Origin of the sequence: Chitinimonas taiwanensis DSM 18899, from assembly GCF_900119825.1 — a bacterium.
Classification (GTDB): domain Bacteria; phylum Pseudomonadota; class Gammaproteobacteria; order Burkholderiales; family Chitinimonadaceae; genus Chitinimonas; species Chitinimonas taiwanensis.
The window spans coordinates 1-13,363 of the sequence record NZ_FPKR01000012.1 but is presented as its reverse complement, the minus strand read 5'-3'; the positions used below and the strand labels follow the sequence as shown (position 1 = coordinate 13,363).

Below are 13,363 nucleotides of genomic sequence, written 5' to 3'. Positions count from 1 at the left end.
AGGGTGGCTTTGGGGGCAGCGTAAGCTGCCCTTTGTCATTGGAATCAAGCGATTGGATGTTGCAATGCAGCGATGATTAAATTCATCGCTTGTGGTGAATTTATTCACCGCTTGTGATTAAATTCCACCCACGCAAACCGACCCACAAGGATTCCATCATGTCCAAGAACGCCGATCTCCACGCCCGCCGTCTGGCCGCCACACCGCGCGGTGTGGGGGTGCTGGGTGATTTCTTCGCCGAACGCGCCGAAAACAGCCTGCTGTGGGATGCGGAAGGTCGGCGCTTCATCGACTTCGCCGCCGGTATTGCCGTGCTCAACACCGGCCATCGTCACCCCAAGGTGACGGCCGCGGTCAAGGCGCAGTTGGATGCGTTCAGCCACACCTGCTACCAGGTAGTGCCCTATGAGGGCTATGTGCGCCTGGCTGAGAAGCTGAACGAGATCGTCCCGATCGACGGCCCGAAGAAGACCGCCTTCTTCACTACCGGTGCCGAAGCGGTGGAAAACGCGGTCAAGGTGGCGCGTGCTGCCACCGGTCGCAGCGGCATCATCGCCTTCTCGGGCGCCTTCCATGGCCGCACCCTGATGGGCATGGCGCTGACCGGTAAGGTCAACCCCTACAAGATCAACTTCGGCCCGATGCCGGCCGATGTCTTCCACGCCCCCTTCCCGGTGCACGGGGTGTCGGTGGCCGATTCGCTCAAGTATGTGCAGCACCTGTTCAAGGCCGATGTGGATCCCAAGCGCGTGGCGGCCATCATCATCGAGCCAGTACAGGGTGAGGGTGGTTTCTATGTGGTGCCGGCCGAGCTGATGGCCGGTCTGCGCAAGATCTGCGACGAACACGGCATCCTGCTGATCGCGGATGAAATCCAGACCGGCTTTGCCCGTACCGGCAAGACCTTCGCCATGGAACACCATGCGGTGAAAGCCGACCTGGTGACTATGGCCAAGAGCCTGGCCGGCGGCTTCCCGCTTTCCGCGCTGACCGGCCGTGCCGAGCTGATGGACGCCGCCGCCCCGGGTGGCCTGGGTGGCACCTATGCGGGTAGCCCGCTGGCCGTGGCGGCCGCGCTGGCCGTGCTGGAAGTGATCGAGGAAGAGCAGCTGAATGCCCGCGCCGAACGCCTGGGCGCCGCGCTGAAGGAAAGACTGAACAGCCTGAAGAGCGCCGTGCCGCAGATCGCCGATGTGCGTGGCCTGGGCTTTATGGTGGCCGTCGAATTCAACAAGCCGGGCAGCCATGAGCCGGATGCCGACTTTGCCAAGAAGGTACAGACCGAGGCGATGAAGCGCGGCCTGATCCTGCTCACCTGTGGCGTGTACTCGAATGTGATCCGTTTCCTCGCCCCGCTGACCATTGAAGACGCGGTGTTCGCTGAGGCGCTCGATATCCTCGACGCTGCGCTGAAGGCCTGATTGATCGCGGCCGGCACTGACCGGCCGCCAAACCGCTTGCCCTGGGAGTTGCCCGTGCTGAATCTGAAAGACCCCAGCCTGCTCAAGCAGCAGTGCTATATCGATGGCCAATGGTGCGATGCCGATTCCGGCGCTACCCTGGCGGTGAACAATCCGGCCACTGGCGAGATCATCGCCCAGGTGCCCAAAATGGGCACGGCCGAGACCCGACGCGCCATCGCTGCGGCTGATAAGGCTTGGCCGGCCTGGAAGGCGCGTACCGCGAAAGACCGCGCCGCCATCCTGCGCAAGTTCTTCGATCTGATGATGGCCAATCAGGATGATCTGGCCGCCATCCTGACCGTGGAGCAAGGCAAGCCGCTGACCGAAGCCAAGGGTGAGATCGCCTATGGCGCTTCCTTCCTCGAATGGTTCGCCGAAGAAGCTAAGCGCGTGTATGGCGAGACCATTCCGGCCACGCTGGGCGATCGCCGCCTGCTGGCCATCAAGCAGCCTATCGGTGTCTGTGCTGCGGTCACACCGTGGAATTTCCCCAATGCGATGATTACCCGCAAGGCCGGTCCTGCGCTGGCTGCCGGTTGCCCTATCGTGATCAAGCCCGCCTCGCAGACGCCGTTATCGGCGCTGGCCATGGCCGAGCTTGCTCATCGTGCTGGCGTGCCGGCCGGGGTATTCAATGTGCTGACCGGCTCGGCGGCCGAGATCGGCGCCGAGCTGACCAGTAATCCCACCGTGCGTAAGTTCACCTTCACCGGCTCGACCGAGATCGGCCGCCAGCTGGCGGCCGCCTGCGCGCCGACGGTAAAGAAGGTGTCGCTGGAGCTGGGCGGCAACGCGCCCTTCATCGTCTTCGATGATGCGGATCTCGACGCTGCGGTCGAGGGCGCGATTGCTTCCAAGTACCGCAATGCCGGCCAGACCTGCGTGTGCGCGAACCGCCTGTATGTGCAGGCTGGCGTGTACGACGTCTTCGCCGAGAAGCTGGCCACGGCCGTCGGCAAGCTCAAGGTGGGCAATGGCCTGGAAGCCGGCGTGACCCAGGGGCCGATGATCGATACCAAGGCGGTCGAGAAGGTCGAGGAGCACATCGCTGACGCGCTGGCCAAGGGCGGCAAGGTCATTGCGGGTGGCAAGCGCCATGCACTCGGCCACAGCTTCTTCGAGCCGACCATCGTGACCGGCGTGACCGCCGAAATGAAGGTAGCGCGTGAAGAGACCTTCGGCCCGCTGGCGCCGCTCTTCAAGTTCGAGACTGAACAAGAGGTGATCGAGCGCGCCAACGATACCGAGTTCGGCCTGGCTTCCTACTTCTACACCCGTGATCTGGCGCGGGCTTTCCGGGTTGGCGAGGCGCTGGAATACGGCATGGTCGGCGTCAATTCCGGGCTGATTTCCACCGAGGTGGCGCCGTTCGGCGGCGTCAAGCAGTCGGGTCTGGGCCGCGAAGGTTCACGTCATGGCATCGAGGATTACTTGGAAATCAAGTACCTTTGCCTTGCAGGAATGTAACTTCGGCGTTAGGATTACACCAATCGCGTTGCACTCGGACGCGAACCATTTCCTCCTCCTCTTCCCGCTTAGGTCTTCGGATCGGCGGGAACTTTTTTTATGGGTAGGAAATGCAGCATGCTGATCATCTGCTGGACAGTTGCGCATGCAGACATGAAAAAAGCCGACGCTGGCGCGTCGGCTTTTTGTATTTGGTCGGCGTGAGAGGATTCGAACCTCCGACCCCTTGCTCCCGAAGCAAGTGCGCTACCAGGCTGCGCTACACGCCGAAATGAGTCGCGCATTATGGCGACTCGACCGCGGGCTGTAAAGCCCTTGGCGTGCTTAACTGTTTCTTTCTACCGCCACCCGGGCCAGGGCGCGCAAGGCTTGGCTGGCTGGGTTGTCGGGCAGGCTGGCAATGGCATCCAGTGCCAGCTGCGCTTCGGCGTGTGCCGCACTCAGGGCGGCCGCCAGCGCGCCGCTGCCTTGTACGGCCGCTAGCACGGCCGGGAAATTCTCGCGTTGCGCATGCACGATCGCGTCGCGCACCACCTGCGCCTGCTCGGGCGTGCCGAGACGCATGGCGTGAATCAGCGGCAGTGTGCACTTGCCCTCGGCTAGATCATCACCGAGGTTCTTGCCGATCTCGGTGGCCTCGCCCGAGTAATCGAGCACATCGTCGACGATCTGGAAGGCCGTACCCAGGTGCATGCCGTAGCTGGCCATAGCCGTTTCGGTCTGCTCGTCCTGCTGGGTCAGCAGCGCACCCAGGCGCGCGGCGGCTTCGAACAGCTTGGCGGTCTTGTAGCGGATCACCTTCAGGTAGGCGGACTCATCGAGCTCGGCATCGCCGATATTCATCAGTTGCAGCACCTCGCCCTCAGCGATCACATTGGTCGCATCGGCCAGTACCTGCATCACCCGCATATCATTCACGCCCACCATCATCTGGAAGGCGCGCGAGTACAGGAAGTCCCCGACCAGCACGCTGGCGGCATTGCCAAATAGCGCATTGGCGGTATCGCGGCCGCGGCGCAGGCTGGATTCGTCCACCACATCATCGTGCAGCAGAGTGGCGGTGTGGATGAACTCCACGACGGCGGCCAACTCGATATGGTGCTGGCCTTCGTAAGCCAGCGCCTTGGCGGACAGCAGGGTCAGTATGGGGCGCAGGCGCTTGCCGCCCGAGGAGATGATGTATTCCGCAACCTGGCGTACCAGTACCACCTCGGAGTGAAGGCGATCGCGGATCAGTGCATCCACGGCTTGCATATCGGCGGCGGTAACGGTTTTGACGAATTCGATGGTCACGGCAGCGGGCTGGGCTTGGGTAATAAAACCGCGCGATTATAGCCGAGCGGGCGCAGGCTGGCCCCCGCAGGGCATAACTCTTTGTGATCGATCTCGGCATGACATGGGCGGTAGGGGCAAAAGCGTTGCTTTGTTTGGAAAAACTTGACCAAATTCAGCGACTTCCGTATAGTCCGCGGCTCCCTGCGCTCTGCGTGGGGAGTTACTCATTAGGAGCCCAGTCATGTATGCGGTCGTAAAAACCGGTGGCAAGCAGTACAAAGTTGCCATCGGCGAAAAACTCAAAGTAGAACAGATTGCCGCCGACATCGACGCCCAAATCGTGCTTGAAGAAGTGCTGATGGTGGTGGACGGTGAAGCGGTTTCGGTTGGCACCCCTCTGGTTGCTGGCGCAACGATCAAGGCAACGGTTGTTGCCCATGGTCGTGGCGAAAAGGTCCGTATCTTCAAGATGCGTCGCCGTAAGCACTACCAGAAGCGCCAAGGTCATCGTCAGAATTTCACCGAAATTCGCATTGACGCTATCGTCAAGTAAGCTAAGGAGTCTGAAACATGGCACATAAAAAAGCCGGCGGTAGTTCGCGTAACGGTCGCGACTCAGAAGCCAAACGACTGGGCACCAAGGTTTACGGTGGTGAGCTGATCAACGCAGGTTCGATCATCATCCGTCAACGCGGTACCCGCTTCCACGCTGGCGACAATGTCGGCATGGGCAAAGACCACACGCTGTACGCCAAGGTTGATGGCTACGTGAAGTTCGTGGTTAAGGGCGCGCTGAAGCGCAAGACCGTTGAGGTCCTGCCCTACACCGGCGTTGAGGCTTAAGTCTCCCCGGTAAGCGAAACGCCGGCACCAGGGCGTTTCGCTTAAAATCGAAGCCCTATCGCCAGATAGGGCTTTTTCATTTTGGCCGCATTGCGGCGCTAACCAATATCCGGATGGTCCGACCATGAAATTCATCGACGAAGCCCGCATCGAAGTGATCGCCGGCAAAGGCGGCAACGGCTCGGCCAGCATGCGGCGCGAGAAGTTCGTGCCGCGTGGTGGTCCGGATGGTGGTGACGGCGGCCGCGGCGGCAGTATTTGGGCGGTGGCCGACAAGGACATCAATACCCTGGTCGATTACCGCTTTGTGAAGCAGTACCGTGCGCACCATGGCGAAAATGGCCGCGGCGCTGACTGCTACGGCAAGGGCGCGGACGATATCTTCCTGCGTATGCCGGTTGGTACGGTGATCAGCGACAACCTGACCGGTGAGCTGATTGCGGACTTGGCCGAAGACGGCCAGCAGGTGCTGATTGCCAAGGGTGGCAAGGGCGGCCTGGGTAATCTGCATTTCAAGACCTCCACCAATCGCGCGCCGCGCAAATTCACCTATGGCGAAGAAGGCGAGCAGCGCGAGCTGCGCCTAGAGCTGAAGGTGCTGGCCGATGTGGGCCTGCTGGGCATGCCGAATGCCGGCAAGTCGACCTTTATCCGTGCGGTGTCGGCCGCCAAGCCCAAGGTGGCCGATTATCCGTTCACCACACTGGCGCCAAACCTGGGCGTGGTGCGCATCGACCACAACCGCAGCTTTGTGATTGCTGATATTCCTGGCCTGATCGAGGGTGCGGCGGAAGGCGCCGGTCTCGGCCATCGCTTCCTCAAGCACTTGGCCCGTACCGGCATCCTGCTGCATATCGTCGATCTCGCCCCGTTCAGCGAAGAGGTTGACCCGGTGCGCGAGGCGAAGGCCATTGTGGAAGAGCTGCGCAAATACGATGAAACGCTCTACAACAAGCCGCGCTGGCTGGTGCTGAACAAGCTCGATATGGTGGCGGAAGACGAGCGCGAGCAACGCGTGAAGGACTTTCTGGCTGCCTATGGCTGGGATGCGCAGACGCCTGATGCCTATGGTGCGTTTGATCCCAACCTCAAGCGTGTCTTCACCATCTCCGGCCTGACCGGCGAGGGCACCCAGCAGCTGTGCTGGGCGCTGATGGAATATCTGGAGGCGATTCGCCCCAAGCGTGAGGCCGTGGTGGCGCCGCAAGACCAGCCGGCTTACGAACCTTACGATCCGACCAAGTCCTGACAGGCACGCCGGTGTCCGACGAGAAGCTTGCCGATTTCCTGGCGGCCGGCCTGAACCCGGCCGAGGTGCCGCCGCTGGCGGACCTCCTGCAGGCCCGACCCCTGATCAATGCCTTCATCACCCTGTTCCACGGCAACGAGGAACAGGTGTTGATGCGCCTGATGGTGCTGCGCGAAATCGGCGCGCGTGGGCAGGAGCCGCGCTGGTCGCCGGCCCAGCTCGAGGCGCATTTCGCCTATGTGAACCCGGTCAAGCTGCGCACCGTGTTGGCCCGTTTGCGCGAGAACGGCCTGCTGCTATGGGATGCGGACGAGAGCCTGTACCAGATCGCCGAGACCGGCCGCATCGCCTTGGCGTCGGTATCGACGCTGCTGGCCTTCTCGGATCAGGATGCCGAACTCGGCTATCTGACCTCGCAAGCCGTCGGTCAGCAGCAGATGGGGCGGGTGTCGAATGAAACGCTCCAGCATCTGCTCGCACGCCTGAACGAGCTCTACAAGCACTTTGAGGACGCGCTCGAGTCGCAGTCGGAATTCCAGATCCAGAAGGCCCAGAAGCGGCTCGAAGCCGTCTGGCGCTGGGTGCAGAAGGGCACCGAAGTGATTCGCGCCATGTTCGAGGACGAGGCGCTGGACCGGCGCGTGCTCGACCAGGTCCAGGCCATCGGCATGGCGCAATCGCGCATCCTGCGCCTGACTGGCAGCTTCCAGCGCCGTCTGAACCAGCTGCAGGCGCAGCGTGTGCATCTGGGGGCGTCCGGCCTGACTTCGAGCGATATCGGCGATTGGCTACGCGGTGCGAGCCAGGTCGAGTTGGCCGGCATGGCGCGCGGCATGCTGTGCTTCCCGCCGCAGCTGGCGCTGGCCACCGGTGCCGAGATGGTCGATGTGGCCGAGTTCGAGCTGCTCGAGCGCGAACGCGTTGCCGCACAAAGCGCGGCCCTGCCCAGCAAGCTGGCCGCCCCGCTGCTGGATGCACCCGAGGCCGAACGCCTGTTCGAAGCCGAGGCGCTGTACGCGCTCTTGGCCGGCGTGGCGCAAAGCGCCGATCTGCGCAGCGCCGTGCTGGTCGATAGCTATCCGGAAACCGCCTACCGCCTGTCCCTGCTGTCCTTGCTGGGCGATGCCGATGCGGCGCTGGAGCAAAGCGTGGTCGGCGATATCGTCAAGCTGCCGCTGCGCCTGGCGCATGGCGCCGAAGTGGATCAACTCGATCATCCCGAAGTAGCCGCGCTGACCCGTGGCGCGCTGCTGCCTACTGCAAAGCCCACCTCATGAAAGCGCAAGCCGCCTGTGCTGCTTGCCTGGTCCCGCTATGAATGACGCGATCTCCATCCTGTGCGCGCGCCTGATTGCGCACCGCTTTATTCCCCGTGTCGATCCGCTCGCGCGCCGCGCGCTGGTTGATGAGGATTTCCGCCGTGCACTCGAGCACCGCCTGAATGAAGTTGGCCTGACTCTGCTGGAGAACCCCTACGCCGAGCATATCGCTGTCGGCTTGCAGCAGGACATGGAAGCCTTCGTATTCGGTGAAGGTGAAGCCTGGCTCAGCAACAATATGAATCTGCCGCGCGATGCGATCGCGCTGCTGATTGTGCTGTGGGCGCTGATCATCCTGCCCAAGCGTGAGCGCCAGGTGACCCGAGCCGAGAAAGAGCGCGAGGGGCAGGCCGATATGTTCGGCGCGGAGAAGCCGCTGGCCCAGGGCGAGGACGTCTCGGTCGGTGTACCCGAAGATGCGCTGTTCGCCGACTTCCGCGACAAGCTGGGCGGCAAGACGCGCATGAATGCCAATCTGGGCCAGCTGGCCCGCCTCGGCTTTATCGAACGACGCAACAAGATGCTGCTGGAGGGGCCGCTGCTCGATCTGATGCTCGACTACAGCACGCTGGCGCCACGCATCATCGAAGGTGCGCTGAGCGATGTGCTCAAGCGCCGCGCTGCCGACGCCGGCAGCACAACCGAATAAATACGCCGCCTTCACGGCCTGGCAGGAAAGATCGCGTTCACGATGTTCCAATTCCGAAAACTCGAAATGCGTAACTGGGACTTCTGGCAGAGCATCGAAGTCCCGCTCGACGCCCAGATCGTCACCATCGTCGGCCCGAATGGCTCGGGCAAGACCACCCTGCTGGATGCCTTGCGCACCCTGCTGGCGCTGCCCTGCTCGGGCCGGCGCGATTACAAGCGCTATGTGCGCAATGCGTCCGAACCGACCGCCTGGCTGCGCGCCGTGGTGGATAACCCGACTATGAAGTCGGGTGACTTCTTCCGCCAGCGCCCGTTCTGGGCGATTGCCGATGATGCGGTCACCCTGTTCTGCCGGGTGTCCAAGCAGGGCGGTGACTGGGTGCGCCACTATGCGATCGCCTCAGGCGTGGTCGAGCTGAACCCGGAAACGGAAAAGACCCTGAGCTGGCTTGGGGTGCGCGATTACAAGCTCAATCTTGAGCAGGCCGGCCTGACCCGTGCGATTGCCGAGGTGCTGGCGCTTGAGCAGGGCGATACCGACAAGTTATGCGAATACGGCCCGAAGGCGCTGCTTGACCTGGTGTTCCAGGTTTTCGGCGATAAGGCGGTGCTGGACAACTACCAGCAGGCCAAGCACGAACAGAAGGAAGCCGAGAACGAGCTGCAGGAGCTGACCCGCCAGCTGGATGGCCTGGAGGTGCGCGTCAACAATATGCGCACGCGCGCCCAGCGCTATCTGGACTGGCAAACCCTCGAGCAGGAAGTACAGCGCCTGGAAAACAGCGTGCTGCCGGCCATGCGCTATCTGGAGTCGTATGACTCGGTGATGGGCTATGTCGGTCAGTTCAAGGGCATGCGCCGCAACCTTAAGCTGCGCCAGGATGAACTGAACCGCGCGGATGCCGAGCTGCGCGAGCAGGCGGCGGCGGCCGAGGCGGTGATCGGCGCGGAAAAACAGGCCGAGGCCAGCTATCAGCAGCTGTGGGAGCCTTTCCAACAAGCCAAGACCGAGGCGCGCGCGGCCGAGAAGTTGCTTGAGCAGCGTGATCGCATGAAGGCGCTGGCCGAGGCGGAGTCGGGTGCCGATGCGGCGGAACTGGGCGATAAGCTCGGCCGTCTGCGTGGCGAGCAGGCCGAGCTGCAGGCGCGCATCAAGCAAGCCAAGCTGGAGCGCGAGCAACTATCCGAGTTGCAATTTGCCCTGCAGGGCGGCCGTCAGCCGAGCGAACCGTTTGTGCGCCAGATGCGCGCCGCGCTGGATGAGGCCGGCATTGGCCACCAGCTACTGAGCGAAATTGTTGAAGTGCGCGATAACAGCTGGCAAGGCGCGGTCGAGGCGCTGCTCGCCCCGTATCGGCACATCATCCTGCTCAATCGTGAGTCGGATCGTCAGGCCGCCTTCCAGATCGGCCAGCGTCTGCAATACCGCCATTTCATCGTGCCCGAGCGCGAAGCGCCCCCGAAGGCGGTGCCCGGTTCGATCCTGGAAATCCTCGACATCAAGACCGATGCGCCGGCCTGGTTGACCCGTCAGCTCAATCAGGTGCAGCGGGTGAAGTCGATCGAGGCGGCGGCCGGCGTGCAGAGCGACTGGATCACTCGTGAGGGCTATCACAAGGAGCGTCGCGGCGCGCGCCATATCGGCGTCGACGCGCGTGATCACCATTTTGGCGAGGGCGCCCGTCAATCGCGCCTGACCGAGGTGAGCCGCCGCCTGCGCGATTTGAACCAGCAGATCCTCGATTGGGAAGGCGCCTCGGTGGAGCTGGGGCGCGAGGTTTCGGGGCTGCAGCTGCAACTGGCCGGCATGGATGCAGTCCAGCAGCTGGCCGCGCGCCGCGATGAATTCGACGCCGCGGAAAAGATGTTGCCCGAGCTGCAGAGCGAGGCCCAGCGCCTGGGCGCTGAACTGGCTGAGCAGCAGCAGGGACTGGAGACCATGCGCAAGGCCGGCATGGATGCTCGCTTGCGTATGAAGGAAATCGAGATCAGCCGTAATGGTCTGCTCAAGCAGGTCAGCGATCTGCTGGCCCAGGTGGAAAGCCGCCAGCAGGAGCAGACGCGTCAGATCGAAGAAGCCAAGCAGCTGCGCGCCACGCTGATTGAGCAGGGGCTGGCCACGCAAACCTTGCCGGCCCTGCGTGAAGAGTGGGGCTCGGCCCAGAATGTGCGCCACGATATCCATCGCCAACGCGAGCGGCTTGAGCATGGCGACTGGGAGCGCGATGCCAGCGTGCTGGAACTGCGCGAAAAGATGCAGCAGGACTATGAGCAGCTGGCCGGTGACACCGCGGCACGCAGCCGTGAAGTGGAGCGCGCGCGCGAGCTGACCGACGAGGCGCGCAGCGCGTATATCGCCAAGCTGCGCGCGACTGTGCGCGCCTACAGCGCCAACATCAAACGCTTGGGTGAGCTGTCCGGCATCGTGGTGGAAGTGGATCCGCCCCATCTGGATAACGATGATGTGACCCTGGCCCAGGCCGGCCTGGCTGTGCGCTTCGACTTCGACCAGAAGGGCATGATGGGCCTCAACGATGGCGAAGCGTCGGGTGGCCAGCAGGTGATGAAGTCGCTGATCCTGCTGATCGGCCTGATGATGGATGAGAGCAATCCTTCTGGCTTCGTGTTTATCGACGAGCCATTTGCTCACCTGGACGTGCTGAACATCGACAAGGTAGGCGCCTTCCTGAAAGCGACCCAGGCGCAATATCTGATCACCACGCCGCTTACCCATAATGTGAATGCCTTCGCGCCGAGCGAGCTAACCCTGTGTACTTATAAGAAGCGCCCGGGCGAGCGCTGGGCGCCGGTGATCAGCCAGGCGCGCCGGCGGGTGAATAAGTCTGCCTGAGGCGTTGTGCGAACTCGGCAAGCTGGTGGATACGTGCTTGAATGAAGCGCAGCCCCTTGTCTGGAGTATCAAATGCATTTTGCTCAGATCGCCGAACTGTGTGGCAGTTGGCCTGGGGTGAGTAGCGATGTGAAATGGCGCGATGTGCGCGTCCATTCGGTCGGCGGCAAAATGTTCTGTCTGTATCGCGAGCCACAAGTCGGCGCTCAGACGATGTCTTTCAAGGTCAGCCCGGAGCGTTTTCTGGAGCTGACCGACCAGCCCGGTATTCAAGCGGCGCCCTATCTGGCCCGCCATGGCTGGATTCAGCTCGACCGGCCCGATGTGCTGCCGGCGGCTGTGCTACATGAACTCTTGCACCAGTCCTATTGCCTGGTGCGCGCGAAACTGCCCAAAAAACAGCGCGACGCGCTGTCTGCCTGAAACGGAACCCGATGAAACAAGTTTTCCATTACTTTGCGCCTTGCCCACGTGGCCTGGAAACCGTCCTTGCCCAAGAGCTGGCTGAACTGGGCGCACAGGGCGTGTCGCCTACCGACGGTGGCGTGGCTTTTCACGGCGACTGGGCGCTGATGTACCGGGCCAATCTGCATAGCCGCATCGCCAGCCGCATCCTGTGGCGCCTGGCTGAACGCAGCTATCGGACGGAAGACGATATCTATAAGGCGGCGCGCGCACTCGAGTGGCCGGCGCTGTTCGATGTCAGCCGCACCATCAAGGTCGCTGTCACCGGTGTGGGCTGCAAGCTGCGCAGCCTCGACTTCATCGCCCTCAAGGTAAAAGACGCAGTGTGCGATGCGTTTCGTGCCGCCTGCGGTGAGCGCCCCAGCGTGGATACCGCGATGCCTGATATCCGCCTGCATGTGTTTCTGACCGAGCGTCAGCAAACGCTATATATAGATACCAGCGGCGAGGCGCTGTTCAAGCGCGGCTATCGACGCGAAACCGGCGATGCACCGCTGCGTGAAAACCTGGCGGCCGGCATCCTGCGCTTGACGGGCTGGCAGCTGGATGAACCGCTGCTGGACCCGATGTGCGGCAGCGGCACCTTTCTGATCGAAGCCGCTATGATGGCCAAACGGATTGCCCCAGGCCGCTGGCGCCACTTTGCCTTCGAGCGCTTCACGCAATTCGATGCGGCGCTCTGGGCGCAACTCAAACAAGCGGCCATCGAAGCCGAGTTGGCGGTATCACCGGCTGCCATCTATGGCAGCGACGATACACCCGCTGTTCTGGATGCTGCGCGCGCCAACCTCGCGGCAGCCGGTGTAAGTGACGCCGTTGTGCTGGAAGAGGCGGATGCATTGGAACGCAATGCGCCGGCTGATTCGGGCGTGCTGATCTGTAACCCGCCATATGGCATCCGTCTGGAAGAGCAGACCTGGCTGGATGCACTCTATCCGATGCTTGGGCATGCGCTCAAGCAACGCTTTGCCGGTTGGCGCGCGTATTACTTCACCGCCGACCTGCGCCTGGCCAAGCTGATCCGCCTATCTGCCAGCAAGCGCACGGTCTTGTTCAACGGCTCGCTGGAATGCCGCTTGTTCGAGTACCGCATGGTGGCCGGCAGCAATCGCAAGAGCGACGCTAGCTAGAAACTTATGTATGTATGAACGTCAAAACGCCCCAAAAGGGGCGTTTTGCATGGTGTTGTGGGTGTTTCGCGCTGTTTGATCGTGCCGGTGAGGGTGGCTGGGCGAGGCAATGCGCAGGTTTGCGCGAGGTGGCGTAAAAATCTTTTGGTGCGGTGCCAATTAATAATCAGGCACTTATGCGTTTTGTGGGGGTGTGTTGTGGAATTTGTTGTTTGGAGGTGTTGACGCGATTCGAAGGGCTGCGTATAGTTCGCCTCTCTGCTGCTGACGCAGACAAAAACGAAGCGAAACAAACGAGTCTAGCTGAGTGAGTCTGAAGAAGCAAACGCTCTTTAACAAGATACAACCGATAAGCGTAGGCGCTTGGTTGAGAAGCCAAGGCTTACGCAGATATTGAAATCGTTTCGACGGTTTTGATTTTGCAAGCCAGAAATTGAAGCAAAACAGAGATTGAACTCAAGAGTTTGATCCTGGCTCAGATTGAACGCTGGCGGCATGCTTTACACATGCAAGTCGAACGGGCTTAGGTGCTTGCACCTAAGTTAGTGGCGAACGGGTGAGTAATGCATCGGAACGTACCGTGTAGTGGGGGATAACCCGGCGAAAGTCGGATTAATACCGCATACGATCTAAGGATGAAAGCAGGGGAT

The 13,363-nt window shown here is 61.8% G+C and carries 11 protein-coding genes, 1 tRNA gene and 1 rRNA gene; 11 read left to right on the top strand and 2 right to left on the bottom strand.

The features are described 5' to 3' along the window. The first annotated feature begins 158 nt into the window (after nucleotides 1–158). Nucleotides 159–1,421 (top strand): 4-aminobutyrate--2-oxoglutarate transaminase, encoded by a 1,263-nt coding sequence (gene gabT / locus BT173_RS14660; protein WP_072429420.1) that lies wholly within the window; start codon nucleotides 159–161, stop codon nucleotides 1,419–1,421. Nucleotides 1,422–1,475: 54 nt separating this feature from the next. Then, nucleotides 1,476–2,930, top strand: coding sequence for an NADP-dependent succinate-semialdehyde dehydrogenase (gene gabD, locus BT173_RS14655; RefSeq protein WP_217651482.1), 1,455 nt, complete (start codon nucleotides 1,476–1,478; stop codon nucleotides 2,928–2,930). 192 nt (nucleotides 2,931–3,122) lie between these two features. On the opposite strand, the gene BT173_RS14650 is transcribed toward gabD, so the two are convergent. Both BT173_RS14650 and BT173_RS14645 read right to left on the bottom strand, forming a co-directional pair. Further along, nucleotides 3,123–3,199: transfer RNA gene (locus BT173_RS14650), tRNA-Pro, on the bottom strand. Nucleotides 3,200–3,254: 55 nt separating this feature from the next. Beyond that, on the bottom strand, nucleotides 3,255–4,223 hold the full coding sequence (locus BT173_RS14645) for a polyprenyl synthetase family protein (RefSeq protein WP_072429419.1): 969 nt from the start codon (nucleotides 4,221–4,223) through the stop codon (nucleotides 3,255–3,257). Nucleotides 4,224–4,446: 223 nt separating this feature from the next. On the opposite strand from BT173_RS14645, the gene rplU reads away from it, so the two are divergent. The 9 genes from rplU to BT173_RS14600 all read left to right on the top strand — a co-directional run. Beyond that, entirely contained in the window at nucleotides 4,447–4,758 is a 312-nt protein-coding gene (rplU, locus tag BT173_RS14640) for a 50S ribosomal protein L21 (RefSeq protein ID WP_072429418.1), read from the top strand. A 17-nt stretch (nucleotides 4,759–4,775) separates the two neighbouring features. Next, complete coding sequence (gene rpmA, locus BT173_RS14635) at nucleotides 4,776–5,048, top strand: 50S ribosomal protein L27 (RefSeq protein WP_072429417.1); 273 nt, start codon at nucleotides 4,776–4,778, stop codon at nucleotides 5,046–5,048. A 124-nt stretch (nucleotides 5,049–5,172) separates the two neighbouring features. After that, nucleotides 5,173–6,297, top strand: a complete 1,125-nt coding sequence (gene obgE, locus BT173_RS14630) for a GTPase ObgE (protein WP_072429416.1) — start codon at nucleotides 5,173–5,175, stop codon at nucleotides 6,295–6,297. 11 nt (nucleotides 6,298–6,308) lie between these two features. Next, on the top strand, nucleotides 6,309–7,574 hold the full coding sequence (locus BT173_RS14625) for a hypothetical protein (RefSeq protein WP_217651481.1): 1,266 nt from the start codon (nucleotides 6,309–6,311) through the stop codon (nucleotides 7,572–7,574). 37 nt (nucleotides 7,575–7,611) lie between these two features. Continuing rightward, nucleotides 7,612–8,265 (top strand): hypothetical protein, encoded by a 654-nt coding sequence (locus BT173_RS14620; protein ID WP_072429414.1) that lies wholly within the window; start codon nucleotides 7,612–7,614, stop codon nucleotides 8,263–8,265. Nucleotides 8,266–8,307: 42 nt separating this feature from the next. Further along, entirely contained in the window at nucleotides 8,308–11,118 is a 2,811-nt protein-coding gene (locus tag BT173_RS14615) for an ATP-binding protein (RefSeq protein ID WP_072429413.1), read from the top strand. Between the two features lie 72 nt (nucleotides 11,119–11,190). Beyond that, a complete protein-coding gene (locus tag BT173_RS14610; protein WP_072429412.1) occupies nucleotides 11,191–11,541 on the top strand; it encodes an MmcQ/YjbR family DNA-binding protein in 351 nt (116 codons plus the stop codon). 11 nt (nucleotides 11,542–11,552) lie between these two features. Continuing rightward, on the top strand, nucleotides 11,553–12,713 hold the full coding sequence (locus BT173_RS14605; protein ID WP_072429411.1) for a THUMP domain-containing class I SAM-dependent RNA methyltransferase: 1,161 nt from the start codon (nucleotides 11,553–11,555) through the stop codon (nucleotides 12,711–12,713). A 452-nt stretch (nucleotides 12,714–13,165) separates the two neighbouring features. Beyond that, nucleotides 13,166–13,363 (top strand): 16S ribosomal RNA (locus BT173_RS14600); the annotation flags it as partial.